Source organism: Ectobacillus sp. OTK (assembly GCF_059698935.1).
Genome location: NZ_AP048547.1, coordinates 3,295,992 through 3,321,254 on the forward strand (window position 1 = coordinate 3,295,992; position 25,263 = coordinate 3,321,254).

A 25,263-nucleotide genomic window follows, 5' to 3' on the forward strand; every position below is an offset into this window, starting at 1 on the left:
TCCTATAAAAGCATTAAAATTGGCTCTTCTAAATATTGCTTAACGGTACGTAAAAACGCGGCAGCCGGCGCTCCATCTAATACCCGATGATCAAATGTTAAGCTGAGCGGCATGATCGTTCTGCGCTGTAAATCTTCTCCTTTATAAACAGGTGTGTCATAAGCAGCTCCAACACCAAGAATCCCTGCTTCGGGCGGATTCAATATCGGGGTGAAATGTTCGACTCCATAAGCTCCCAGGTTGCTAATCGTAAACGTTGAGCCGGTCATCTCATCGGAACTAAGCTGTCCCTGCCGCGCTCTGTAGGCAGCATCCTTAATATTTTTAGATAAGCTGACTAATGAGTCATTTTGGGCGTTCCGAATCACAGGTACAACCAATCCTTTATCGAGAGCGACAGCCATTCCAAGATGAATAGCATCAAAAACATGTATTTGATCATCCATATAAGCGCTGTTCATTTGCTTATGCTTTTGCAGGGAAAGTACAACTGCGCGGGCAACAAAGTCCGTAACGGTCAGCTTTATTTCATAATGTGTTTGGGCTGTTTCCGCTATTTGTTTTTGCATAGCAATCAAATCTGTTACATCTACCTTCATCGTTAATGTTAATTGGGCGCTTGCCTGCAAGCTATACTGCATCCGCTCGGCAATTACTCTCCGCATTCCAGTCATTGGAAGCCGTTGTACTTGATCAACGCGGCTAACCAGCTTATCATTCACTTGTTTCTCTTCCCTGATTTCATGTCCAGTTCGGGAAGAATCTTCAATCGCTTTTTGAACATCCTCTTTTGTAATACGGCCTCCTGGACCTGTTCCCTGAATCTTCCCAATATCCAAATTAGCAGACTCCGCCATTTTTCGGGCTACAGGCGAGATTTTGACTCTTTCTTTTACGGCTGTTTGAATGGCAGGCGATGCTTGTTCGATTTCTGTTACAGCAACAGCTGCTTCTGTTTTGGCTGTTTGCAAATTCCGCTCAACCTCTACAACTTTTTCACCTGCATGGCCGATATAACATATGACTGTACCTGGAGGGACGCCTTGTCCCTCTGGTACGATAATCTCTAAAATTACCCCTTCTGCCGGGGATTCGATTTCCATTTCAATTTTCTCTGAATTGATACTGGCGATAAGCTCGCCCTTCTCTACCGGATCTCCGGCCTGCTTGTTCCAAATCGAGACAGTCCCTTCCTTCATAGCCATCCCCAATTTCGGCATTACGACCTCTACAGCCATTTTTCTTCTCCCCTTTCGTTTGTCAGTTTAGATGCGTAAAAGCGTCGCATCCCCCAATAATTCTGATACAGCCTCCACCACTTTTTCAGGTGTAGGAAGATATATATCTTCAAGCGGAGGAGAGAATGGCACAGGTGTGTGCGGTGCTGTAATTCTTTTAATCGGTGCATCAAGAGTGTCAAAACCTTTGTCTGCAACCAAAGCAGCGATATCGGTAGCAATGCTGCATCTTGGGTTGGCTTCATCGATAATAATAAGCCGGCCCGTTTTGGCTACAGAAGCCAGAATCGTATCTTCATCAAGCGGTGACAAGCTTCGCGGGTCGATTACTTCCATTTCAATACCTTTTGCAGCAAGCTGATTAGCAGCCGTTAGTGCAGTATGCACCTGCTTCCCAATTGCCACAACGGTTAAGTCCGATCCTGCCCGTTTAATATCGGCTTTTCCTAAAGGAATCATGTAATATCCCTCCGGCACTTCCCCTGTCATGTTATAAAGTGTCTTATCTTCAAAAAAGATGACCGGATCGTTGTCTTCAATGGCTGCAAGCAACAATCCTTTCGCATCATAAGGTGTAGACGGCACTACAACCTTAAGCCCTGGAATGCTCGTAAACAATGCGTATAAGCTTTGAGAGTGCTGGGCTGCAGCTCTGAATCCGGCCCCGTGCATAGTTCGGATTGTAACTGGCACCTGGGCTTTTCCCCCAAACATATATCGGAATTTCGCTCCTTGATTTAACACTTCATCGAGGCAGCTTCCGATAAAGTCATTAAACATTAATTCTGCAATTGGCCGCAGTCCAGTTGATGCGGCTGCCATTGCTGCTCCCATATAGCCTGCTTCCGCAATCGGAGTATCCAAAATTCGTTCGCGTCCAAATTCTTGAACCAGTCCTTTCGTGACACCAAGTACCCCGCCCCATGCTTCATCGTCCTGTAAGTGATCAACCTGGGCACCGCCGGCTACATCTTCCCCCATAAGAATGACATTTTCATCTTTTCTCATAGCAATTTTCATTGCTTCATTGATCGCGCCAGACATACTTAATGTTCTTGCCATATTTTTCTCCTCCTCAAATTGTATAAATTTCTGAAAGAAGCCCCCTTCCCCAGCCTCAGAGAAGCAGGGAAGGGCATTAACTCAATACGATACGTATACATCGGTTAAAAGTTCAGATGCATCCGGATACGAGCTCTCCTCACTGAAGCTCACCGCTTCTTTAACTGCCTCTTCAACTGAAGCCTCTAGGGCTGTCAATTCATTTTCAGCAAACAGCTGTTGGCTTAATAAATATTTTCTAAAGTGAACAATTGCGTCTTTTTCTTGCTTATGCTCCTTCTTCTCTTGTTCCGTTTTATATTTCTGGGCATCTCCCTCAAAATGACCATAATTGCGATATGTCACACATTCAATTAACGTTGGACCTTCCCCTTGGCGGGCTCTTTGAACTGCTTCCTCTGCCGCCTGATAAACAGCCAATACATCCTTTCCATCTACGCGAATACCAGGGATACCATAGCCGATTGCACGATCGGCAATCGTTTTGCAGCTAGAAGCATACGAAAATGGTGTAGCTTCTGCATAACCATTGTTTTCCGCGATGAAAATAACAGGCAGTTTCCAGATTGCAGCTAAATTAATGCCTTCATGAAATGTTCCATGATTGTTAGCACCATCGCCAAAGAAGCAAACGCTTACATTACTTGTCTTTTTATACTTGGCTGTCAAAGCTGCACCACAAGCAAGAGGAAAGCCCCCGCCTACAATTCCATTGGCCCCAAGCATCCCTTTATCCAAATCCGCAATGTGCATCGAACCGCCTTTTCCCTTGCATAATCCGGTAGCCTTACCGTAGATTTCAGCCATCATTCCATTTAAGTCGCAGCCTTTGGCAATACAATGGCCATGTCCGCGATGCGTGCTTGTAATGCTGTCACGGTCATTGAGATGTGCACATACCCCAACAGCCACAGCTTCCTCGCCTGCATACAAATGAACAAAGCCAGGCAAGATCCCTTGCGCAAACAGCTCATGCACCTTATCCTCAAACTTACGAATTTCCAGCATCTTTTTGTACATCCAATAAGCCTTCTCCCTAGTAAATAGCTTCTCTTTGCTTTGCATGACTTCCATGCTCCTCAGCCTCCCATCATCTTTCCTTCTTCACTCTTGTACATTGCAAGTACTGTGCCAAATAGAGATAGGCGAAAAAATAGGAATCTAGCTATTCCTAAAAAAAGCAAACGAGACAAAATGAGACACGTGTCTCATTTTGTCTCGTTTTGAACACACTACCTGTCATTTTCAGCAAATCCCCCATGTAATTCTATAAATATATGAACTAATATACTAATTACAACCATTTAAAAATGCCCTTTGCTGACATATGCAAAAGGAATTGTTTATCTGGAGAATGCAGCAAAACTATAATCAATATCCAATCTTGTTTAGAAGCAAGACAACTTGGACATGAAAACGGTAGCGATTATACCTAAACATGCGAGAGCACTCCAATTCGTTATCTTTCAAAGTAATAAGAGAAATCCTTTTCCAATTTCTAAGAACAAATCCTTAGAAAGTTGTAATAATTATTTCCCGTTACATTAATCTACCGCTGCACGAATCTCAATAGCGCCATAATCTCTATAATTTCAATTGTTCCTTTTTTATATTAAATTCATATTTTTTATAGTCTTTTTTCGATTCCAGTGAAAATTATGTAAATAATTCTATAAATGTTCATAAACTAGTCACCTATTTTTTTGAATGCTATGATTTTGAAAGCGTTATCAAAAAAAAGATTACAAGGGGGAAAAATGATGATTTTTAGTACCAACTTTAAAAAATGGGGCAGCATTTTTACCAGTGCAACGTTGGCTCTCAGCTTGGCGGCATGTAGCGGCTCTTCAACAAGTTCATCGAAAGAAATTAGTAGTAATAGTAAAGAAGCGGCTGCCTATCCTGAAAAGCCTCTTATATTGACTGCCCCATCCGGTGCCGGTGGTGGTCTAGATACTACAGCCCGTGCTCTATCAAAAGTATTGAAGGAAACTGAGTTATCCAAAACATCTATTACTGTGGAAAATAAACCTGGCGGGGGACAAGCCGTAGGGTTAGCTGATTTTGTCAGCCAAGATCCTTCTGATCCTTACCGTTTATACCTTCCGTCTGTTCCATTATTAATCAACAATTTGAAAAAAGAAGGAAACAGCCCTTATTCTTTTAGAGACTTAACACCTTTGGCACAATTAACGAGAGACTATGGAGCTATCGTAGTTCCTTCAAATTCCAAATATAAAGATTTAAAGTCATTATTTGCAGACTTAAAGGAAAATCCTTACAGAATTACATTAGCTGGAGGTTCAGCACCTGGTTCACAAGACCATTTAGTAGCCATGCTTCCGGCAGTAAAAGCTGGAGTTGATGCTACAAAAATTAAATTTGTCTCCTATGATGGAGGCGGAGAAGCTATGACCGCATTAATTGGCGGAAATGCTGATGTTCTTGCCACTGATATTTCTGGGACAGGTGAGTATTTAAAGGCGGGAAAGGTGCGGGTACTGGGTGTTTCTTCTCCTCAAAGACTAAAAGGAATCTATGCCGATATCCCGACTTATAAAGAAGAAGGTATAGATGCAGAGTTTACTATTTGGCGCGGGCTGTTCGGACCAAAAGATATGCCTGATTATGCTGTAGACTACTGGAATAAAACATTATCTAAAATGAGCCAAACCCCAGAATGGAAACAGGTATTAGAATCAAACGGCTGGGAAGACGGTTATAAGGATTCGAAGGATTTTGCTGCATTCCTGAAGGAACAGGAAAAGGTAATAAAAGAGATTCTCACTTCACTAAATATGCAAAAATAAAATTCTTTAGTAATAATAAGCTAGTTTTGCAGACAGCTAGCCAGATGTGCGAGAATAGGTTTTCCTCTTCTCGCCTTTTTATTTTAATCAGCAGCAGAACGAACTAGCGGTTCTGAAAAGCGGGTGTAACAGAAATTAAAGAAAATCTCCATAAAAGAAATTTGTTTAATTAAACATTCGATATTGACGAATCGATGCTCCTTGTAAAGAAGAGCTGGTGAAGACAAAATCCCGATGAAGGCTTCTGTTGCCCTCATCGAGGTTCCCCCATCCTATGCTTTATTATAAAATAATTTCCCTGTTTCCTTTTCTAAATACACCCAAATAATTATTCCTTCTTACGGTATCTTCGTTCAGGGCGTCCAATGATTCCGTACATGACTTCTACTTCCATCTCATTGATTGACACTAAATATTCAAGATACCTTCTGCCTGTAGAATGGCTAGCTCCAATAATTTTTGCAAATCCGTCTGCATTGATGCTTTCATTTATTTCTTTTATCTGTTGCCTAACTTTTTTTAAGGTGTGTTTATCAATGCCCTTTGGTAAATTCCCTCCCGGTTCTCCCTGTGCTACGACCTCTTCCCGGGGCTTTACTCTAAAAAAATCATTTAAATCATCTTGTTCTAAAGTCTTTAAATTGACAAGTTTTTGTCTATTTTCTCTATATTGTTCCAACGCCTCAAGAAATCTGTTTATCATAATGGGTTTCATAATATAGCTGAATGCGCCTCCCCTGATAGCTTCGCTTACAGTGTCAACATCATTCGCTGCTGTGATCATAATAATATCCACATTTCTTATAGCTTTTCTAATCTCCCATAATAAATCCGTCCCCTTCACATCTGGAAGAAACACATCAAGCAAAATTAAATCTGGTGTAAATACATGAAGCATTTCGAGTGCCTGCTTCCCTGTATTTGCAGTAGCTACAACTTGAAACCCTTCTACCTTATGAGTGAATTTCTCATAAATTCTTGCTGCTGTTTCATCATCTTCTATTATCATCACTTTGATTAATTCATTAGTCATTGTGTATTCCTCTCCCTAAATCATCTCTTGGTAAAACAATTGTAAATTGAGCTCCTCCTGAATCACTGGTAGAAATGAAAACTTCACCATTCAATTTTTTCAAGGTGTTTTTAACAATTGCTAGTCCTAAACCGTGATTTTCTCCTTCCTTTGTTGTAAATCCCTCCATGAAAATCTTGTCTTGCCATTCTTCCGGTATCCCTTTCCCATTATCTTCTATATCAAAAATAAGATCACTTCCAATATCAGTAAAAGATACTTTTACATATGCTCTATTAGAATTTGTCCGGATAGCTGCCTCCATTGCATTGTCTATTACATTCCCAAGTATGGTTACAAGTAGCTTAGTATCTAATGAAGCTGGTATACTCTCTAAATTACTATCCTTATCAATTTCAAGCTGTACTTTTAATTCCTTCGACCGATTTATTTTTCCAAGCAGACAAGCAGCAATGAAAGGATCTTTAACCGAAGAAGTTAGGAATACAACAATATCTTGGCGTTCTTTCACTTCTTCTGAAATAAGTTCCCGTGCCTCATCATACTGTTCGAGGGTAATTAAACCATAGATAGTATTTAATTTATTTAAATACTCATGGTTCTGGGCACGGATATTATCAGAAGTGCTTTTTACTTTAGATACTTCATCTAAAATCCCCTCAATTTCAGACACAGGACGGATAGTCAGAACAGCTCCCTGTGTTCTTTTCTTTTCTATAATCGGGGCCGCATCGACCACGTAAAGCTGATCGTCAAAAATAACTTTTTGACTAATTAAATGTTGTTTGCTAGTCGTGACCGATTCGATAATCCTGTTCAAACGGCTGTGCACAATTTTTGCGTCTTCCTCGATATGGTCGTATTTTAACAATTCCCGTGCCCGTTTGTTGATGGAGGTTACTTTGCCGTATTGATTTACTGCCACCGTTGCATCCCTAATTGATTCGAGGGTGGCTTGTTTTTCCTTAAACAAAAAGGAAATTTCCTCAGGTTCAAGGTTAAAAATTAGACGTTTCACCTTTTTCGCAATAACAATTGCACCTGTTATACCAAACAATAAAATAAAGACAGAAAATTGAAGTAATTTAAGGCGGTATGTATGTATTTTTCTCTCTACTTCAGAGGTTAAAAATCCAACAGATGCTACACCTATTGTGACACCATCTTTATTATAAATGGGAGTTTTTGCCTTGATGGCTTTTCCTGAAATTCCGGTCCCTTCATATATAATGGAAGCATTGTTTTCAAAAATTTGTCTGTTGCTTGATCCCATTTCTTTCCCAATATACTCCTTATTGTAATGAGAGTAGCGAATATTTTTCTTATTGCCAATTACAACATAGCCGGCACCTGTTGACTTACGTATTTCTTCTGCAATCGGCTGTATAATCAAAGAGGGGACAGGTTCCCTAAATGCCTCAATAATTTGTTCCTTTTGAGCTGTCATCTTTGCTACTGTCATGGCTTGGTTACCAAGTGCTGTTTTAATTATATCCTCAATCATCGAAGAAAAGATAGCGCTTGCAAATATTACAGTAATGCAAATTACCATAGAAATAAATAAGACCATTTGTGTAAGTAACCGCGGTTTTTTAAATTTTTTCTCCAATGTCTATCTCGACTCCTGACATACATGATAAATTACTATACTTTTATTATATAACTATGTTTGTCATATTCTAATCTTTTTGTGAAAAAGAACTAACCATTATCAACCCATAGTATTAAATTATAAGTTTTTCATAAAAAATCGCCATGACCTCCGTAACGTCGGTTTTTGACAATTCAGACATTCTGTTCTGGTGCTAAAGCTTCCAGCGACTCGTAAATAATCTCAAAGACTTGAACATACTGATTATTAGAATCGAAGTAACAGCAATAACGCAGCTTTGCATGAGAAAAATAAAAAAAACTATAATTATAGTAAAAATTAAACTTATTTTTGTTATGTAGTTATAGAGAAACATTAGTGCTAAGATCACTTTAGAAAGCGCTATCAAATTATAGGGATGTACGTAATTAGCTCGATCTCCATGTAATCTAAGTGAACAAATACTACAGGAGTTAGATTGAAAAGGGTCATCCTTCAATCTAGTTAGGATTATTACACCCCAATATTCGAAAGCGTTAATAAATTAAAGGAGGACGTACACTAGTGCTATCTTTATTAGGATTTTCCATGGTTACAGTTTTTATGTATTTGATTATGTCTAAGCGACTCACTCCCCTTGTTGCTCTGATGCTCGTACCAATCGTATTTGGCATAATTGGCGGTTTTAGCGCAGGAATGGGAACAATGATGTTGGAGGGTGTAAAGAGCATAGCTCCTACAGCAATTATGATTCTATTTGCAATTTTATACTTTGGGCTTATGATAGATTCAGGATTGTTTGATCCTCTTATTTCTCAAATATTAAGAGTTGTAAAGGGGGATCCATTAAAAATAGTTATAGGTACAGCGATCCTCTCCATGCTTGTTGCCTTGGATGGAGATGGTACTACAACGTATATGATTACTATTTCATCCTTGCTTCCTCTTTATAAACGGCTTGGCATGAACCCTTTAATATTGGCAACGGTGGCTATGTTATCAATGGGCGTAATGAATATGACACCATGGGGAGGCGCTTCTGCCATGGCTATGAGCTCATTACATCTTGAGGCCTCTGAATTATTTCTTCCCCTCATTCCGGTAATGGGTTTTGGTCTTCTATGGGTGATTTTTGTAGCATTTGTTTTTGGGAAAAAAGAACGTAAGAGATTGGGAGTTATAGAAACGCAATACATACCACAACAACAAGAAGTATATTCCCAGTTAGCCGCAACAGCAGAACAAATAGAATATCGTCGCCCAAAACTAGTATGGTTCAACCTTCTTTTGACTGTAGCACTCCTAATTTGTTTGATAGCTGATTTTATGCCGCTTGCGATTTTATTTATGGTTGCGTTTGCAATTGCTTTATTAGTCAATTATCCAACTATAAAAGATCAGCAAAAACGTATCTCTTCCCACGCGAGCAATGCAGTAGCTGTAGTTTCTATTGTTATTGCAGCAGGAATTTTTACAGGAATTATGTCCGGTACAAAAATGATTGACGCCATGGCCACTACTTTAGTTTCATTAATCCCGGACGCATTAGGTCCCTATTTACCAGTAATCGTAGCATTTGCAAGTGCTCCATTCACTTTCTTCATGTCAAACAATGCATTTTACTTCGGAGTCCTTCCAATTATAGCTGAAGCTGCTCAAGCTTATGGGATTAGTGCCGCTGAAATAGGTCGTGCCTCTATACTTGGTCAACCTGTACATGTAATAAGCCCTTTAGTGGCAGCAGCACATCTATTAGTAGGTATGGTTGGGACTGAATTTGGAGATTTGCAGCGATTCTCCCTAAAATGGGCGGTAGGAACTACTACAGTTATGACTATTGCAGCGATCATTTTAGGTGTTATTTCAATATAAATGATAAATGCATATTCCAAAAGGCTCTCTATACCATCAAGTTAAGAAAATAATATAAAAACAAAGTAATGACCATTCTGATTCAGTGCATATCTGAATCAGGATGGTCATTACTTTATCTGTAGTTCTAGTATCTCCGAAACAGATAGCTTCATGAAAACCTTCCTAAAAAATCATCTAGCTTTTAAGATTGGAATAGGTGTTGTTCTTCCAATTAGCATTATGCTTGTTTGGGCACTTTTGTTGCTCCCAATTCTAGGTTCCAGCTTCAGTTACCTGTCAGACTGCTTATTGAGTTAATAGTTTTTGGAATAGGTGTATTTGCGTTATTTGCTTCAGGATATCCTAGTCTGGGTAAGCTGTTCACAATTTTAGTATGCATAAATATGTTATTGTTGCTGTACTGGAGACAATGAATCTGTTCATACTCTTCTTCTTAGAATCAAGTCGCAAAACGGACAAAGGAGATGGTATCGTTTCCCACATTACCCTCTCCCCTTTTTTCTATACTCATACTGTCTTTCCTACTTGTTGATTTAGTCCAACGCTTTTTGCAAAAACGTAATTGTCCCTTGTAAATATTCAATCTCTAATTCCATCGCTCGTACACGCCCTTGGATTAAGCCTATTCCGCCTTTATTCACCTTGCTTTTCATGGATGAGAGTTCGCCATTTTAAATCTCCCCGCTTTAAACCATGTATTAGAACTTCTGCTGTCCCCATATTTGTTGCGAGCGGAATCGCATATACATCACAAAGACGAATTAAAGCAGAAATATCCGGTTCATGAGGCTGAGCTGTTAGAGGATCACGAAAGAAAATGACCATATCCATTTTATTCTGCGCAATCAATGCTCCAATTTCTTGATCCCCTTCAAGTGGACCCGATTGAAAACGAGAGATTTCTAATCCTGTGCCCTCCATAATTTTTATCCCTGTTGTTCCTGTGGCATACAGCTCATGTTTTTCCAAAATGTGTTGGTAGGCTTTTGTAAATTGAACCATTTCATTTTTCTTTTTATCATGTGCAATCAATGCTAGTTTCATCGCGTGTTTCTCCTTACCTATTTTAATCAACCATGTTTTTGATTCTGATAATCAGGTGTACCTGTCTGCGAGGCGCAAATTGTATATAGAATTTTTTGAACTGCTAAAACTTTCTTATCTAATTTCTGGCTGATTGTTATTACATCCGGATTAGAGAAACCTTTCTTCTTTGCCAATTCGTACATATCCAAACGATAGTCCTCTATGCTCTTAGTTAAATCTAGCGCCTTCTTTAAAATCATTAATATTCTTTCCTTTCTACTATTTTCACACTATTCAAATTAGAAACTCCTAGGAAATTGCATAAAATCAGGACAATTTTTATCATTCATTCTCGATTCCGAGAGCTTACCATCCCAACAATAGACGGGGAACAAGTAGTAGGAATGCTGTCGTGATCAGCTCCTCTCAGTGCAAACCTTCTGTAACCATACTAGACGGAATCCCTAATCGTTCAATCCCTTTTAAATATCAAAAATCTAATGTCGAGCATAGGCTCACTTTTTCTTCTAATGTCATCCACGAAATGAGTTCTTTTATACGGCTATCCATTATGAATCCTCAGATGATACCTCAAAAGCAAACGCTTTCATTTTTCTTTCTTAAGAATATTATACCGATTCCTATACTTCATTTATGGTATAAAATTCAGAAATTTTGTATTTTTCATAACCTTTTTTTCGAAAAACTTATCATTTTTTCTATTTTGGGGAACAGTCTACTATCGTATGATTATACATATCTAAGTGGCTGTGTAAAAAATCATCAAAGAAACTAAACTTCCTTTTTTAGAAACTAAAACCAAGTGATATAACTCCGCACTGGTTTCACTACTTCTTTGCGAACCATTCGTTAGATAATGGAGCTAATCTAGAATACATCAGACAAATACTAGGCCATTTCATATGGAAATGGGGATTAATCTTTTTTCTCATGGAAAACAGCTGCATTTGATGAAATGCCTTATATAAAGAAAACTCGCCGACTGGCAAGCCGTTAGGCGAAGACAGAGACGTAGTTGCACTTATACTTTATTCCTAAAATTTCCGAATACGTCGAATTTACTTCTCGCTGGAAATTTATACTTTCTTAAAGTGTAACAAAAGCCTCGCCATCATACAGCGAGGCCTTGTTTTTTGTACATGATGCTTTCTGGTTATAATTTCCTCGAAATTTATTTAATGGTTACTGCCTTATCCCTTTTGGAAAGGACAAGTAGGTTTTCATCTATATATTTCCGGGTGAGCAATGCATACTCCAATGGATGAGCGATAGACGGGTCCTGCTCAGCTTCAATTACAATCCATCCTTTGTAACCGTACTCAAGTAATTTCTTATACGGCTCTGTAAAATCAATACATCCATCGCCCGGCACTGTAAACATGCCAGCTAAGAAGGACTGCATGAACGATTTGCCTTGCTTCTTGCAATCTTCCATCACATTTCTTCTCGTATCTTTAAAGTGAACATGTTTAATGCGATCAATATACTTGTTTAATAGAGTCATATAATCACCGTCAGAAACGTAGATATGGCCTGTATCATATAACAAATGCACATAGTTTGAATCCGTGTTTTCCATGAGGCGGTCAATTTCTTTCAGTGTTTGGACACCTGTTCCCATATGGTGATGGTACACTAATTTCAAACCGTATTGTTCGGCAATCTTTCCTAGTTCATTTAAGCCTTCACATAAAGTTTTCCATTCAGCATCCGTGAAGTAAGGTTTTTCGGAAAAGACATTTTTATCAATCCCCTGCACACTGTAAGTTTGCTCAGATACAACCGCCACTGCAGCATTGACCTCTTGCAAGTATTGACAATGTTTATGGAATGCTTTGGCCGCCTCCCCGGTTCCATCGCGAATGATAAAACTGCTGAACCATTGACCTGCTATTTTTAAGTTACGAAGTTTGAGTTCTTTATTTAACACTTTTGCTTCTGGGAAAAAACCGCCCACTTCGGTTCCCTGAAAACCCGCTACTACAATGTCGCTCAGTAGGTGAGATAATGTATTCTCTGCACCGATTTCCGGTATATCATCATTGCGCCAACCGATTGGCGCGATTCCCCATAAAATATCCTGATTACTCATAGCTACTCATCCCCTTAACATTCTACTAATCTTTTCAAACCAACCCCGTGTGATATAAGGGACCGGCTGTTTTACTGTATAGCAAAATCCATTGCTGATAGTTGAATAGAATTCTTGCACGACTCGGAACCGCAACATGTGACCACTTTTGACATGTTTTTCCTCCTCAAAATATGTTTTTATTTCTATTGATCTCATAATCAGGAGGACAACGCTTACAAATTTGGTGAATTTACAAACACGATATCCTCCATGCAAACAACACAGCAACCTTCTTTGGTTACCATTTTTAAAGATGCTCTTATCAGTTGAAGTGCAGCTTCCTTACAGCTGAGATTTTAATATTCGCTGATAGGGAATAAAGGTTATCGTTTCCCTTTAAAAACTTATGAATTATATGAAATTTCAACGAAATCTCCCTAATAAACTTCTTAACATTCTTCTTTTTTTATTAAAAAACACCAAATGAAAACATAACTTTCTTACATTAGGGTTATCGATTACCCTAAGTTGATTTAATTTTATCTCATACTTTATTATATTTCAATGATTTTTTCAAAAAGTTTTATATTCAAACTACTTTTTTGACCGTGGTTTTACATAGGATACCGAAAGTAACTTTTTATGCATATTAACTATCCCTTATCTTCTCTTCCCCTTAGGTAAGGTCGTTGTGTTTCGTATTTGGTTTCCGCTTAATTTTATTTAAACGAACACAAAATAACTATGAAAATTAACGTAACTCTCTTTAACCAAAAAACGGCGAAAAAATCGAGTGAAACTACGATTTTTTCGCCGTTTTTTTCATAGAATTAGCCTATAACGCCTTAAAAAACTTAATTTTATACTGCTTTAATAGACCACATAGTCTTGCTTCAAGATTTAGGAAAATCAAAAAGGATGGATAAGGGCTGCGTCTAAATAAGAGTAAACTAGGCAATATCCCTATCCCCCCACCTTGCAAGCCTTAACAAACCATCAGGTGGATAGAATCTCCCGCACTGATGGAAATTTCATCTTATATTTTATTAATTTTCATTAAGTCTTGCTGTTGACTGACGAATAACAAGTTCCGGCAGCAGAGAAATACGTTGCTTCATGCTTACTTTACCTATTTTGCTTGGGCGTCGACCTGTTCTAAGTATTCCTGATTATCTTGCCCATTACGATTGCGGAAATTATATTCCAATTGTTCAAGTGTAAGTCCTTTTGTTTCCGGTAAATATTTCTTTACAAAACCGATTGCCACAAGTCCCAAAGCTACGAAAACAAAGAATGTAGTAGACAAACCGACCTTATCGAGTAATATCGGGAATGCTAAACCAATTAGACCATTCACTACCCATAAGAAAAGTACTGTAACACCCATACCTAGACCACGTAAACGAAGCGGAAATATCTCTGAGAGCATCAACCATGTCACCGGTGAGATCGCTCCCTGTTGAAAAGCAAGAAACGTAACCGTTAAAGTAAGCACAACATATGGAAGTGCCACGGATCCTTCAAACATAAGTGAGAATATTCCAATAAACAAAAGTGATACCGTAGTTCCCAATAAGCCAGTTATTAACATTGGACGACGGCCGACCTTACCAAGAAGCCAAATCCCAACAAAAGTCGCTAAAACCGAAATGATACCGTTTGCAATATTACCAATAAGAGCGGCCTTAGTTTCAAAACCAGCATCTTTAAGAATTTGAGTACCATAGTACATGATTGAGTTAACACCTGTAATTTGTTGAACAACAGCAATCCCAATCCCAAGGAATAGGATATGACGGATCCAAGGTACATTTAAATCTTTAAATGTTGCTTGCTTAGTGCCTGCCTCTTTAGCGAAAGTCTCCTTAATTTTATTAAACTCTGATTCAGCTTGTTTTTCCTCACGTATCTTATAAAGGACACCAAGAGCCTCCCTATTTTTCCCTTTTGATACGAGCCAACGAGGGCTTTCTGGTACTTTAAGCATACCAAAGAATAAGAAAATAGCTGGAAGCGCTGCGATAGCAAGCATGTAGCGCCAGACATTTTCATTATGAGACATTGTACTGCCTAAAATAGCATTGAGAACGAAGGCTAATAGTTGCCCAGTAACAATCATCAATTCGTTCTGAGTAACCATTCGGCCTCTTCTGTCTGCAGGTGACATTTCCGCTAAATAAGCTGGAACTGTCACGGACGCTCCCCCTACAGCAAGTCCTAAAAAGAAACGAGAAATAACCATAATAATTACGTTCGGAGCAAGTGTACATCCAAGTGCAGACAAAAAGAACAACACTGCGAGATAAAGAATGTTGGTGCGGCGGCCACTAATATCTGATAGTCGGCCACCAAATACTGCACCTAGTGCTGCCCCAAAAAGAAGCGAACTCGCAACGAGACCTTCGGTGAATGAATTAAGACCAAGTGCTTCAGACATAAACGGCAAGGCTCCATTAATAACACCCGTGTCATATCCGAAAAGAAGCCCGCCGAATGTCGAGACTAAAATAATAGTACGCAAGAACGACGTTTGATTCCTCTGTTTATTCATGAGAATTTCTCCTCTCTTTCCTCTTTATAAGTAGATACACAATTTTTTATCTATGTATTTCTGAATCAATAAAGTATATCCCAATAGATGAACAACAACTGGAGTGTGTTCAACTTTAATCAGTACTAATAGAGACTATTTATTTATTTTAGTATTTTTTTACAGCCCCTTATATACCCACCATATAGGTAACGCTTACATTTTTATCATATTAGTAGTACTAATTATTCTCTATACAGCTGGTGAACCACGCCTATAATATGTTTTATTATTTTTAAAACAAAGGTTATCGATAACTCAATAAAACTAGATAGTTTACATATTTTTTCGGAAAACTCTCTTATTCTCCTTATTTTCACATCCCTTTTTACAATAAATTAGTTTAAAACGCTTCCAAATCCATTTATCAAGCTAGGTTATCGATTACCCAATCGTTGTTTTTATTTTATCCTGCCTTTAATAAGATTTCAATACCTTTTTAAAAAAGATTACATATATTCTGACATTTCTTAACCCCTTTATTCGGGATAAACATTTGGAAGTGTTAGGACTAAAAAGAGAAGAGTGATTATCAGTTAACAGTTAGTGGACAATGAGAGAAACAACCTAATGCCAGCCCATTGAATTCTTTGTACTTTCAAAATAATCCCTCCATTTATATAATCATCAAACATGAATTACATTTATCACAGAAACATTATTAGTTCTCCTGTTTTCAATACCTGAGCTCAAATATTATACTCTATAGCGAAGCTTTGGAAGTTACCTTAGAAACTAAGGAAGTTAACCTGGACCATGAAATATTACGTCCAGTAATCACAACCGCTATTTTCCGGCCATGTAATTCCTTCTTCCCGCATTGCTTTAGCGCTGCAACCCCTGCGCACCAGAGGGTTCGACAATGTACTGAGAATCTAGCATTATTTTCATTGCATCAATAATCTCTTCCTCGGTCACAGTTAAAATTCGATCAATATGTTTTTGGATAATAGGAAAAGTAATAGTTTCAGGATCAAGCAACCCACTCAGCCCTTCAGCTATAGAGGGTTGTATATCAACTGGGGTAACCTTTCCATTTTGATACCAAACAGCTAGCGAGGGACTATTTATAGCTTGAACACCCCAGACTTCAATTTTCGGATTTACGGATTTTAGAGCCAAACATATACCAGAGGCAAGCCCTCCACCACCCATACAAGTAATAACCGTATCTACTTCGGATAAATCATCTAAAATCTCTAATGCAACAGTTCCCCCTCCTGTAATTACAGATCGATTATTGTAAGCAGAGAGAAAGGTGTACCCTTTTTTGTTAGCATCCGTCAATGCGGAGAGTCTTGCTTTCTCGATAGAATCAAAAAATTTCAAAAGGGCCCCATATCTCTTTAATGATTGAATCTTACTCTGATCCGCATCCTTTGGTAAGTACACATATGCCGTGGTGTTCAGCCTCTTAGCAGCGTATGCCAAGCCAATCCCATGATTACCGGCTGAAGAGGTTATAACGCCATGGTTGAGTTCTATTTGATTTAGGTCCAAAAGTCCGTTCAAAGACCCTCGAGCTTTAAAACTTCCGGTAACCTGGAGATTTTCTAACTTTAAATAAATATCAGATTCATATAAACAGCTAAGTTCCTCATTGTACTCCAATGGTGTATGACGTATATAATTTCGAATTTGTTTATGGGCTTGAATAATCTCTTGTAAAGTAATATTTGTTTGACTCAAGGGATCAACTCCTCATTATTTCTAGTAATCTATATTAAATTCATAACATATACTAAGTTGTTTTTTGCAACTCACTACATATGAAATTTACTTATTCAGTCAGCTCTATTTCCTCACCCGAATGAAGCAGACAAACTTTCACTTCTCTTGTATCCGCCCTATTCTGCAAACGATCAAGCGCATTAGATGTTTCTGTATAATAAGGAGGATTGTTAAACATTCCAAAGTGAATAGGGATTAGACTGTCTACCCCTAGAATCTTAGCTGCCTCTACAGCCTCTTCAGGTGTCATGCAAGCGTGAAGCTCACTTTGCACAGGAAAGCCATAAACATCTAGAACAGCTCCGTTAATTGGCAGACAGGCTACGTTTAGCGGACCAAACTCTCGAGCAATTCTCCACCAGTATCCATGCCAGAGAGTATCCCCGCAATGAATAACTTTTTGTCCTTGTCCTTCTACTATCCAAGCCACTTGAGGTGTACCATATCCATCTGCCGACTGTACCGCCGTCACTTTCATCTCCCCATATATTTCCGTATCCCCTACAGAGACTCCGATAACATTATTAAGGCCAGTTTTTCTTGCAATTTCAACGGATTCAATAGGGACTAATATTGGAATGCTTGATCCAAAAGCCATTTGAATAGATTCGGAATCGAAATGATCGGGATGAACATGTGTGATAGCGATTGCAGTTGGTTTTGAGAGTTGATTAAGCCTGATAAAGGGTTCAAGAGCGTTTCCCAGTCGTGCAGCTAATGGTTGATCTTGCCCCTTTGGTGTATTTCCAAGCGGATCAATCATAATGATTGTTTCCCCTGATTGAATAAGCATGCCTGCCCACGATAATCTTTTAATCAGCAATGTGATCCTCTCCCTTATATGGAAAAATATGCTTATAAGTTATATATACAATACTAAGTTGTTTTTTGCAATCAAGTATTTAAAATTTTTTATTTATACTATAAAATTGGATTTATATTAACATTTATCGGGCTACAAAAACACAGGGAAAGGAGATTATGTCAGATGAATAAAACGTACAACTTGCCTTGTAATATCGCAAAAACATTGGACATTATTGGAGATCGCTGGACACTTTTAATCATTCGTGAATTATTTAAAGGCAAAAAGAAATTTACCGAGTTAAAAAAGGCCCTAGAAGGAATTGCTCCAAATATTCTTTCTGAACGCCTTCGCAATTTGGAACAGGAAGACATTATTTCTTCTAACCTATATGTAAAGCATCCTCCCCGCTATGATTACGAGTTAACAAGCAAAGGGAAAGAGCTGCGTCACGTAATCAATGCGCTAGCCATCTGGGGCAACCGTCACCTGGATGAAAAGTACTATGAACTCGTTCATACGGAGTGCAATCATGAGGTAGAAATCACATATTTCTGTGAACACTGTCAGGTATCGACGGATAGTATAAAATATATTGACCTCTCGAAAAAGTAAACGAGTGTATCCTGTTAAAGTTAGGCGGAAGTGTTGCCATGAATTATCAGGCTGTTAACTTTATATATTGTTAACAGCCTTCCATTGTTCTTTCATCAAGAACGCTTGTTTATTTCGTACTCTGACGATGTAATCTTTGTTTATCCTTTTTTCAAATAATCTACCCAGATCTATTCTTTCAATTGGCATGAAATAATTTAAAGTAATTATATACATAAATACTTTACCCTACCCTTTAATACCAAATAACCTATTCGATACGTAAGGATAATTGCCATATCGAATAGCTATTTCTCGTTCAAAAAGTGTGATTCTTTCAATGGTTCGGTTATTACTAAGTTTCCCTCCATCGAGCACCCGAAAAGGAATAGTACTTAAAAGCATCATTACAATTTTCTTTGCACTTTCATCGTCAGAGGTCACATAAACATCGCTTTTAACCCCTTCATGAACAGGTTCTTCAAACACTTTAAAAAAAGTGTTTTTGAAGGCACCTACTACTTTTGTTTCGGGGATGATCCTTTGAAGCTCTTCAGCTGCCGAATTCCCCCACTCTAATGTAAAATCTGAAAAATCGTCTGTGAATGGGTTAGCAATATCAACTAAAATTTTGTTGGCTAGTTTTTCTTTATTTTCTCTTGCCCAAGGAATCAAATCTCTAAACCACAAAGTATGGATAATGATATTAGCATCTAGTGCTTCTGCGCAGGAAACTGGAATAATATTTTTCAGATCATTCTCATAAACCAATGATTCAATTCGCTTTTTATCTCTCGAAGCCCAAAGTAATTCATTCACATATGGCGCAAGTGTTTTTACCAGACCTTTTCCCATCCTCCCTGTTCCAATTACACTTAATTTCATAAATTAGCCCCCTAAGATTGTAATTTACATTTTGAATTTGTTCTAGTTAATGAAGTATTTTCCTCAGCTGTCTTTATAAAAATTCCCTAACAGCTTCAACCACTTCCTCAGGAGCTTCAAATGGAACGAAATGGCCTATACCAGGTAACAGGGTCAAGCGTACATTTGAAAAATAATCAGATAATCTGTCTGACCACATAGATGGAATAACTGGATCCTCTTCTCCCCATAGAACACAAGTTTTATGAGATATAACATGAATTGGTGAGCTAGTAGCTGCCTGACTAGTTTTGGCAGCTGCTCGTGCTTTATAATATGCGATACTAGCGTCAAAGTAGCCTTCTTTAGAATAAACATCAACTATATAGTCTAATTCCTTTTCATTTATTTTTTTCTTGTCTCCCGCCCAATGCTCATAAAAATGTTTGATGTATAGCTGGACGTTCTTGTAAGAACTACCAATTAAATTTCCTGCCCAAGGTAAATTGTGAAAATGTTGATACCAAAATTCCCTTTGAATTGCAGGATCAAATCTTCTTTGCCCAATCCCAGGATACGGGGGATTCAATAGTACTAGTCCTTTAATATAGGATGGGCATTTCTGTACCACTGTTTGTGCAATTGTCGCTCCTATGTCATGAGCAACTAATATCACCTCTTTTAGCTCTAGCTTTTCTATTAAGCTTATAACATCAGCAGCTAAATGATTGGGTGTATAACCTTCATGAGGAGGCAAAGAAGGTTTATCTGAATCCCCGAATCCTCTAAAATCCAGAGCTATAACATCGCAATACTGGGACAATGAAGGGATGACATACCGCCAATCATACCAAAATCCCGGCCATCCATGTAATAAAATAACCGGGGCACCTCCACCATACCTAACAAAATGAATTTTAACATCTTCATTTACCATTATGAATTTATGATTCCACTTTTCACTATATGGACTTAGATTAAGATATTCATTCTTTTCCATAAAACCTTCCTCCCATTCAAAATTCCCCGAAGTTTTCAAAAAATAATAATCTATTAACTGTTTTTAGACTCCATCCCTGCATAAGAATTGACGATATTTATTTTTAGTAAATCAAAGTGTTCATGTTCCTTTTTATTAACAAACAAAATAAAAAACTGAGATTTTTTATCTTTTTATTTTCTCAGTATCCCTCTCGCCTATAAAAAACGAAATGAAAAACCCTGCACCTAACAGGATGGCAAGAATTTCAAAAGCTAATAAGTAGCTTCCTAATTTTAGTATATTAATTGCCACAATTGGTCCCAGTGTCGCTCCTATAAATAAAATGAATGTATATAATGACACTGTTACCCCACGCGCCTCCGCACCAAAATGGCCAATTAACGAAATGAGGGTAGGAACAACGAGAGAGATTCCCGCTACAAATACGATGCTCATAAATATAAGGAATATTAAGTTAGAGATCCCCCCCATTATTCCAAGACCAGCCAAGCTCAGAAACAGTCCTATTCTTAAAACGTTGCACATACTAAATTGCACAGCCAATTTGCCTGCAAACGGCGAAATAAACATACCTACAATCCCCGCACTACGCACCAGAAGAATCTCATTATCGTTTAAATTAAAATTTGTACTTAGATAGCTGCCAAATAATATATACATACCCACGAATGAAAGCAGGAGTGTAACCGTTATAAGATAACAAGGAAATAAATTTCTTTTTATAAGAAACTTCCCCATTTGTTTAAGTGTTTCAAAAAGGTTACCAGAAGTTTGTTGTTTCTCTCCTTCCGGAATAAACAGCAATACGAGGACAGTCGTTACAAAATAAATTGCTGCAAGAATATAAAAAACGTTACCCCAGCCAAGTTGTTGATTTACTAAACTGCTAAACACTTGACCAATAATTCCTGCCATTAGAAAGCCGGTACTAACAAATCCGATTGTTGTGATTCTTTTCTCGATCGGAAACATTTCAGCGATATACGCTAATGCAGCCGGCGCAAAGGTTGCAGCCGCAACTCCTTGAATAGCTCGAAGACTTACAATCCATGGAAGACTGTCTAAAAAACCTATAATTGGCGAAATCAATGTTAAGAGAGCCAAACCTATTGTTATAATTTGTTTTCTCCCGTAACGGTCCGATAAGGGTCCAAAAAATAAGAAGCCGATAGCATATGCACATGAAAAAGCACTACTTGTTAAAGCTGCTTGTGAAACTGCAACGCCTAAATCATTAACAAGGACCGGAACCAAGGGAATCGTAATATATAAGCTCGATACAATAACTAATCCGCACCAAATAAGTATAGAAGTAATTAATAGATAATTTTTGTTATCAACCGATTCCTCCATACTTTTAGCTAGTTTAACCAATAAACCCCCCCCTATCGATTTAACTCCTTCATAGCATCTGGCAATACCGAAAGAAAGTTGCACAAACCACTTGCAGGAATAGCCAGCATCATTGCTTCTAAAATTTCCTCTCGGCTCGCACCAGCTTCAAGTGCACGAGAGATATGAACACAAACCGCTGGAGCATAGTGTGTACTTGTAAGAATCCCTAAGTACACAAGCTGCTTTGTCTTCTCATCTAACGCTTTTGAACTAACATTTTGATATAAATTACTAAAGGCTTTAAATATCTCAGGAAATTCCTCTTTAAATTGTTCGAACGCTGGATTACTCGTCAATAGAAATCCCTCCTGAATTAAATTTTCAGGGAATCCTCTCACATAAAAGGAATCCCCCCTGATTATTAAATTTTTAATTTGGATGGTAATTCGGTCATGCGGCTCTTAGCCAGAAAATCTGAATCTGTTGCAACGGTTCCCGCTTGACCCCAATTCGATAAAGGAACCTCTCTCAATACTACTAATACTTTGTCTGGAGGAAGATTAAACAAATTAACCGTTACATCCGTCAATTCCTTAATCCATTGTTGTTTTTGCTCATCATTAAAACCTTCCCAACAATCAACATTGATAATAGGCATTTTCACATCATCTCCTGAATGTAATTTTTTGGATAATGTAAATTATCTACATAGATTGTAACTTATTTACAAAATAAGTCAATACGTTACCTATAAAAAATTGTAATTTATTTTCATTTATCGTAAAATACTTACATAGAGGAGTGATTAAACATGGAGAAAAATCAACTGGAGAATGCTTTGTTGGACTTTGATTTGTTACAAAAATTAGTTGTGGGAATTGGAGAAGTATCAGATATTACTAGTGTTCCAACAAGAAAAATTAGGTACTGGGAAGAAAAAAATATTATTCAATCAGAAACAGAGGGAGAAGGTAAAACAAGGAAATATAATTATTTAAATATCAAAAAAATCCTTTTGATTCAGGAATTATTAGATGATGGTTATACTCTCGACGCAGCAGCGGAAAAGGTAGAGAAGCGTATGCAAACTATAAATGATATATTTATGAAATTAGCTAAAAATTCAGATAGCAACAATACTCATAAGGAATAAAAAAAGAATCTTGAGATAACTTCAAGATTCTTTTTTGATAAAATATTATTTAAAAGGACTCTTTTTAATTCAGTAAATGTTAGAAAAGTACTCTAAAAATCATAAAATATTTCTGATTAATGATGAACAATCACATCTTCATCCTATTGTCTGCTCTCTCACTATATTCATAAATTCCCTGACTGCATGAGAGATCCATTTATCCTTATGATAGGACATAATCATCGAAACGCTGCCTAGACCAGAGTCCCAAGAAATGGACTGAAGCCTGTTCTGGTTGAGATCACTTTGCACCGTCACATAGGGCAGCATAGAAATGCCAAGACCGCAGATGACACATTGCTTGATTGCCTCAATACTCCAAAACTCCATACCACTCTCCGTTGCAATTCCCCTGCTTCTTAAAAATGCCTCGAAATAATCCCGATAGCTTCCTTGTTCCGTAAACAAAAGATTCTCATTGTCCTTCAAAGTAAATGATTCCAAAGTTCTCGTCCCATCAGCATCCGGAGGCAGAATGATAACTAGCGGCTCTTCTAGGAGAACTTCAGTATGCAGCTCGTGATCTGTAAACGGTGCCTGCAAAAGGAAGCACACATCTAACATCCCTCTGCGAAGTTCCTCCTGCAGGTCCCAGCAGGAACCTGATTTCATAATGATATTCACCTTCGGGTAACGCTTTCGATATGCTTGGATAATAAACGGAAGACGGTAGATTGTAAGAGATTCCGGCGCCCCAATACGCAGCGTTCCTGTTACCTCTTGATGTGTATGGAAAATGTCCTTTGTTTTCGTATACAGTTGGATCATTTCTGAAGCATGCATTAAGAAGTGTGTTCCTACTTCGGTTAGCTGCACCGTCTTGCCAATCCTGTTAAATAACGGTGCGCCTAGTTCTTGTTCGAGAGATTGGATGTGAGCTGTGACTGTTGATTGCGCATACCCCAAATATGTTGCCGCGCGCGTGAATCCTCCCATATCTACAATAGCCTTGAAAGTAATCAAATGTCGTATCTCTATGATAGATTCTCCTCTCATCAAAATTCCCGATGGTTATAATCATGATTATTCATTTTACCGATGGAAAAGTGTTACATATAATAAAAATATATGAGATTACAATTTGTTTCAAGAATATTTGAGGTGATAGTATGCAAAACGGAAAAATTGGATTCATCCTGCTGAGCGGTTTAATAATTGGGCCTATACTCGGATCTGGTATTATCATTCTGCCTCCAGCTGTATACGAAGCAGCTGGAAATTATGCCATCTTCGCCTGGATACTTATACTGTGCTTAAGCATGCTATTTGCTTACTTATTTGGTAAACTAAGTATCATGATTCCAGGTGATTCAGGTGTTGCACTTGCAGTAGAAAGGGCGTTCGGCACACATTTTAAAAACTTGTCTGCTATCTTTTTTCTACTAGCTGTTTGTTTTGGTCCTGTCGCCGTTATCGGAACAGCCGGTCACTATATGCATCTCTTGACCTCTCAGCCGGAGGAATGGCTTACATTTGGCTTACTTTGCATTGTGTACATCCTATTAATGCGTAACATTACTGCAGTAGGGAAATTAGCGTTCATCATGTCAAGCTTTGTTGTTGTAACCCTACTTGTCGGCAGTCTGCACACCCTGTTCACGGCAAACGGCAGCATCAGCCTGACAGAGCCCATTACTGTATATGACTTTGGACAAAGCCTGCTTCTTTTGTTTTGGGCGCTGATTGGCTGGGAAGTCATTGGCAGCTATTCACTGGAGGTGAAAAATCCGGAGAGTACCATTCCAAGAGCTATTGCTTTAAGTTTCACTGTTATAGCCGTAGTTAGCTTGTCTGTCGCTCTCGCATTTCAGTGGACACGTACAGGTGGAATCAGTACACAGGAACGATCCTTGGCATCTTTACTAGAAAGCTTGTTTGGCAGTTGGGCAACACCGCTCATTTCTACCATTACCATTGCCTTATGCATCAGCACGGTATTGCTCGTTATCGGTGCTGTAATAAGACTTGTCTATGATCAAGCAAAAAGCGGTGTACTGCCGTCCTGGCTTTCCTTTAAAAATAAGAATAATGTTCCGTCCCGGGCGCTTCTGCTCATGTTTGTTATCCATTCAAGCATGTTTATGCTATATGCCACGCATACTGTACGTATTGAACAGCTTGTCGCTATCGCCAATACCTTCTTTCTGTGTAACGCCCTAATCGGGGTGCTGGCATGCATACGCTTATTTTCCTCGCCGTTCTTGAAAGCGGGAGCAACAGTGCTTTCAGTTTGCTTTTTCGGTATATTGCTATTTTCTTCCCCTTTTATTTTGGCAGGGATTGCTGCGGTTTCAGTTTATTTCGGGTGGCTGCAGAGAATGGAGAATAAGCGAGAGGATATATTAAAACAGATTAGTAGATAAGAGAATGATAAGGAAGAAAACCCCTTTCCCGATTAATCAGGAAAGGGGTTTGT

At 38.3% G+C, this 25,263-nt stretch carries 24 protein-coding genes and 1 pseudogene; 6 read left to right on the plus strand and 19 right to left on the minus strand.

Annotated features, from left to right (window positions below; genetic code table 11):
- Nucleotides 1–2 precede the first annotated feature (2 nt).
- The 3 genes from AC6HZ4_RS16475 to AC6HZ4_RS16485 form a co-directional block, all read right to left on the minus strand.
- Nucleotides 3–1,238 carry a dihydrolipoamide acetyltransferase family protein gene (locus AC6HZ4_RS16475; protein WP_497490715.1) on the minus strand — a complete coding sequence of 412 codons (1,236 nt, stop codon included), beginning with the start codon at nt 1,236–1,238 and terminating at the stop codon, nt 3–5.
- 27 nt (nt 1,239–1,265) lie between these two features.
- Nucleotides 1,266–2,300 carry an alpha-ketoacid dehydrogenase subunit beta gene (locus AC6HZ4_RS16480; protein WP_497490716.1) on the minus strand — a complete coding sequence of 345 codons (1,035 nt, stop codon included), beginning with the start codon at nt 2,298–2,300 and terminating at the stop codon, nt 1,266–1,268.
- An 81-nt stretch (nt 2,301–2,381) separates the two neighbouring features.
- The gene (locus AC6HZ4_RS16485) at nt 2,382–3,374 is read right to left on the minus strand and encodes a thiamine pyrophosphate-dependent dehydrogenase E1 component subunit alpha (protein ID WP_497490718.1); all 993 of its coding nucleotides are present in this window, start codon (nt 3,372–3,374) and stop codon (nt 2,382–2,384) included.
- 686 nt (nt 3,375–4,060) lie between these two features.
- Here AC6HZ4_RS16485 and AC6HZ4_RS16490 point away from each other — a divergent pair.
- Nucleotides 4,061–5,110, plus strand: coding sequence for a tripartite tricarboxylate transporter substrate binding protein (locus AC6HZ4_RS16490; RefSeq protein ID WP_497495744.1), 1,050 nt, complete (start codon nt 4,061–4,063; stop codon nt 5,108–5,110).
- An 83-nt stretch (nt 5,111–5,193) separates the two neighbouring features.
- Here the strand turns inward: AC6HZ4_RS16490 and AC6HZ4_RS16495 are convergent, their stop codons facing one another.
- The 3 genes from AC6HZ4_RS16495 to AC6HZ4_RS16505 all read right to left on the minus strand — a co-directional run bounded on the left by AC6HZ4_RS16495 (nt 5,194) and on the right by AC6HZ4_RS16505 (nt 7,752).
- Nucleotides 5,194–5,367, minus strand: coding sequence for a hypothetical protein (locus AC6HZ4_RS16495; RefSeq protein ID WP_497490720.1), 174 nt, complete (start codon nt 5,365–5,367; stop codon nt 5,194–5,196).
- Between the two features lie 71 nt (nt 5,368–5,438).
- A complete protein-coding gene (locus AC6HZ4_RS16500) occupies nt 5,439–6,143 on the minus strand; it encodes a response regulator (protein ID WP_497490721.1) in 705 nt (234 codons plus the stop codon).
- The gene (locus AC6HZ4_RS16505) at nt 6,136–7,752 is read right to left on the minus strand and encodes an ATP-binding protein (protein ID WP_497490722.1); all 1,617 of its coding nucleotides are present in this window, start codon (nt 7,750–7,752) and stop codon (nt 6,136–6,138) included. Before AC6HZ4_RS16505 ends, AC6HZ4_RS16500 begins: the two co-directional genes overlap by 8 nt.
- A gap of 546 nt (nt 7,753–8,298) precedes the next feature.
- Here AC6HZ4_RS16505 and AC6HZ4_RS16510 point away from each other — a divergent pair.
- A complete protein-coding gene (locus AC6HZ4_RS16510; protein ID WP_497490723.1) occupies nt 8,299–9,606 on the plus strand; it encodes a CitMHS family transporter in 1,308 nt (435 codons plus the stop codon).
- Nucleotides 9,607–9,836: 230 nt separating this feature from the next.
- The gene (locus AC6HZ4_RS16515) at nt 9,837–10,022 is read left to right on the plus strand and encodes a YrdB family protein (protein ID WP_497490724.1); all 186 of its coding nucleotides are present in this window, start codon (nt 9,837–9,839) and stop codon (nt 10,020–10,022) included.
- A gap of 220 nt (nt 10,023–10,242) precedes the next feature.
- Here AC6HZ4_RS16515 and mgsA read toward each other — a convergent pair whose 3' ends face one another.
- The 7 genes and pseudogenes from mgsA to AC6HZ4_RS16550 form a co-directional block, all read right to left on the minus strand.
- The gene (mgsA, locus tag AC6HZ4_RS16520) at nt 10,243–10,653 is read right to left on the minus strand and encodes a methylglyoxal synthase (RefSeq protein WP_497490726.1); all 411 of its coding nucleotides are present in this window, start codon (nt 10,651–10,653) and stop codon (nt 10,243–10,245) included.
- Between the two features lie 26 nt (nt 10,654–10,679).
- Nucleotides 10,680–10,895, minus strand: a complete 216-nt coding sequence (locus tag AC6HZ4_RS16525; protein WP_497490728.1) for a Spo0E family sporulation regulatory protein-aspartic acid phosphatase — start codon at nt 10,893–10,895, stop codon at nt 10,680–10,682.
- Between the two features lie 89 nt (nt 10,896–10,984).
- A pseudogene (locus tag AC6HZ4_RS16530) lies at nt 10,985–11,205 on the minus strand (hypothetical protein); the annotation flags it as partial.
- A 622-nt stretch (nt 11,206–11,827) separates the two neighbouring features.
- The gene (gene iolE, locus AC6HZ4_RS16535) at nt 11,828–12,748 is read right to left on the minus strand and encodes a myo-inosose-2 dehydratase (protein WP_497490729.1); all 921 of its coding nucleotides are present in this window, start codon (nt 12,746–12,748) and stop codon (nt 11,828–11,830) included.
- 1,111 nt (nt 12,749–13,859) lie between these two features.
- A complete protein-coding gene (locus AC6HZ4_RS16540; RefSeq protein WP_497490730.1) occupies nt 13,860–15,281 on the minus strand; it encodes a sugar porter family MFS transporter in 1,422 nt (473 codons plus the stop codon).
- A gap of 864 nt (nt 15,282–16,145) precedes the next feature.
- Nucleotides 16,146–17,009: a threonine ammonia-lyase gene (locus tag AC6HZ4_RS16545; RefSeq protein WP_497490731.1), complete on the minus strand. Its 864-nt coding sequence runs from the start codon at nt 17,007–17,009 to the stop codon at nt 16,146–16,148.
- Between the two features lie 91 nt (nt 17,010–17,100).
- Nucleotides 17,101–17,874 (minus strand): MBL fold metallo-hydrolase, encoded by a 774-nt coding sequence (locus AC6HZ4_RS16550; protein WP_497490732.1) that lies wholly within the window; start codon nt 17,872–17,874, stop codon nt 17,101–17,103.
- A 165-nt stretch (nt 17,875–18,039) separates the two neighbouring features.
- Between AC6HZ4_RS16550 and AC6HZ4_RS16555 the strand changes: the two genes are divergently transcribed.
- On the plus strand, nt 18,040–18,471 hold the full coding sequence (locus AC6HZ4_RS16555; RefSeq protein WP_497490733.1) for a winged helix-turn-helix transcriptional regulator: 432 nt from the start codon (nt 18,040–18,042) through the stop codon (nt 18,469–18,471).
- 228 nt (nt 18,472–18,699) lie between these two features.
- Here AC6HZ4_RS16555 and AC6HZ4_RS16560 read toward each other — a convergent pair whose 3' ends face one another.
- From AC6HZ4_RS16560 to AC6HZ4_RS16580, 5 genes are all read right to left on the minus strand, one after another.
- Nucleotides 18,700–19,335, minus strand: a complete 636-nt coding sequence (locus AC6HZ4_RS16560; protein WP_497490734.1) for an NADPH-dependent F420 reductase — start codon at nt 19,333–19,335, stop codon at nt 18,700–18,702.
- Between the two features lie 73 nt (nt 19,336–19,408).
- Nucleotides 19,409–20,314, minus strand: coding sequence for an alpha/beta fold hydrolase (locus AC6HZ4_RS16565; protein ID WP_497490735.1), 906 nt, complete (start codon nt 20,312–20,314; stop codon nt 19,409–19,411).
- A 165-nt stretch (nt 20,315–20,479) separates the two neighbouring features.
- Nucleotides 20,480–21,691: an MFS transporter gene (locus AC6HZ4_RS16570; RefSeq protein ID WP_497490736.1), complete on the minus strand. Its 1,212-nt coding sequence runs from the start codon at nt 21,689–21,691 to the stop codon at nt 20,480–20,482.
- Nucleotides 21,692–21,702: 11 nt separating this feature from the next.
- The gene (locus AC6HZ4_RS16575; protein WP_497490738.1) at nt 21,703–22,008 is read right to left on the minus strand and encodes a carboxymuconolactone decarboxylase family protein; all 306 of its coding nucleotides are present in this window, start codon (nt 22,006–22,008) and stop codon (nt 21,703–21,705) included.
- Nucleotides 22,009–22,073: 65 nt separating this feature from the next.
- Nucleotides 22,074–22,310, minus strand: a complete 237-nt coding sequence (locus tag AC6HZ4_RS16580) for a tautomerase family protein (protein WP_497490739.1) — start codon at nt 22,308–22,310, stop codon at nt 22,074–22,076.
- Between the two features lie 153 nt (nt 22,311–22,463).
- On the opposite strand from AC6HZ4_RS16580, the gene AC6HZ4_RS16585 reads away from it, so the two are divergent.
- Entirely contained in the window at nt 22,464–22,805 is a 342-nt protein-coding gene (locus tag AC6HZ4_RS16585; protein ID WP_497490740.1) for a MerR family transcriptional regulator, read from the plus strand.
- Between the two features lie 138 nt (nt 22,806–22,943).
- Here AC6HZ4_RS16585 and AC6HZ4_RS16590 read toward each other — a convergent pair whose 3' ends face one another.
- Nucleotides 22,944–23,810 carry a LysR family transcriptional regulator gene (locus tag AC6HZ4_RS16590; RefSeq protein WP_497490741.1) on the minus strand — a complete coding sequence of 289 codons (867 nt, stop codon included), beginning with the start codon at nt 23,808–23,810 and terminating at the stop codon, nt 22,944–22,946.
- A gap of 146 nt (nt 23,811–23,956) precedes the next feature.
- Here AC6HZ4_RS16590 and AC6HZ4_RS16595 point away from each other — a divergent pair, with 146 nt between their 5' ends.
- Nucleotides 23,957–25,210: an APC family permease gene (locus AC6HZ4_RS16595; RefSeq protein ID WP_497490742.1), complete on the plus strand. Its 1,254-nt coding sequence runs from the start codon at nt 23,957–23,959 to the stop codon at nt 25,208–25,210.
- Nucleotides 25,211–25,263 lie beyond the last annotated feature (53 nt).

What these genes read in the sequence shown, in the direction of transcription:
- AC6HZ4_RS16585 (WP_497490740.1), top strand. Translation starts at nt 22,464, where the DNA reads ATGGAGAAAAATCAACTGGAGAATGCTTTGTTGGACTTTGATTTGTTA.
- AC6HZ4_RS16485 (WP_497490718.1), bottom strand. Translation starts at nt 3,374, where the DNA reads ATGGAAGTCATGCAAAGCAAAGAGAAGCTATTTACTAGGGAGAAGGCT.
- mgsA (WP_497490726.1), bottom strand. Translation starts at nt 10,653, where the DNA reads ATGAAACTAGCATTGATTGCACATGATAAAAAGAAAAATGAAATGGTT.
- AC6HZ4_RS16540 (WP_497490730.1), bottom strand. Translation starts at nt 15,281, where the DNA reads ATGAATAAACAGAGGAATCAAACGTCGTTCTTGCGTACTATTATTTTA.
- AC6HZ4_RS16555 (WP_497490733.1), top strand. Translation starts at nt 18,040, where the DNA reads ATGAATAAAACGTACAACTTGCCTTGTAATATCGCAAAAACATTGGAC.
- AC6HZ4_RS16565 (WP_497490735.1), bottom strand. Translation starts at nt 20,314, where the DNA reads ATGGAAAAGAATGAATATCTTAATCTAAGTCCATATAGTGAAAAGTGG.
- AC6HZ4_RS16525 (WP_497490728.1), bottom strand. Translation starts at nt 10,895, where the DNA reads ATGATTTTAAAGAAGGCGCTAGATTTAACTAAGAGCATAGAGGACTAT.
- AC6HZ4_RS16560 (WP_497490734.1), bottom strand. Translation starts at nt 19,335, where the DNA reads ATGAAATTAAGTGTAATTGGAACAGGGAGGATGGGAAAAGGTCTGGTA.
- AC6HZ4_RS16495 (WP_497490720.1), bottom strand. Translation starts at nt 5,367, where the DNA reads ATGAGGGCAACAGAAGCCTTCATCGGGATTTTGTCTTCACCAGCTCTT.
- AC6HZ4_RS16500 (WP_497490721.1), bottom strand. Translation starts at nt 6,143, where the DNA reads ATGACTAATGAATTAATCAAAGTGATGATAATAGAAGATGATGAAACA.
- AC6HZ4_RS16490 (WP_497495744.1), top strand. Translation starts at nt 4,061, where the DNA reads ATGATTTTTAGTACCAACTTTAAAAAATGGGGCAGCATTTTTACCAGT.
- AC6HZ4_RS16475 (WP_497490715.1), bottom strand. Translation starts at nt 1,238, where the DNA reads ATGGCTGTAGAGGTCGTAATGCCGAAATTGGGGATGGCTATGAAGGAA.
- AC6HZ4_RS16595 (WP_497490742.1), top strand. Translation starts at nt 23,957, where the DNA reads ATGCAAAACGGAAAAATTGGATTCATCCTGCTGAGCGGTTTAATAATT.
- AC6HZ4_RS16580 (WP_497490739.1), bottom strand. Translation starts at nt 22,310, where the DNA reads ATGCCTATTATCAATGTTGATTGTTGGGAAGGTTTTAATGATGAGCAA.
- iolE (WP_497490729.1), bottom strand. Translation starts at nt 12,748, where the DNA reads ATGAGTAATCAGGATATTTTATGGGGAATCGCGCCAATCGGTTGGCGC.
- AC6HZ4_RS16480 (WP_497490716.1), bottom strand. Translation starts at nt 2,300, where the DNA reads ATGGCAAGAACATTAAGTATGTCTGGCGCGATCAATGAAGCAATGAAA.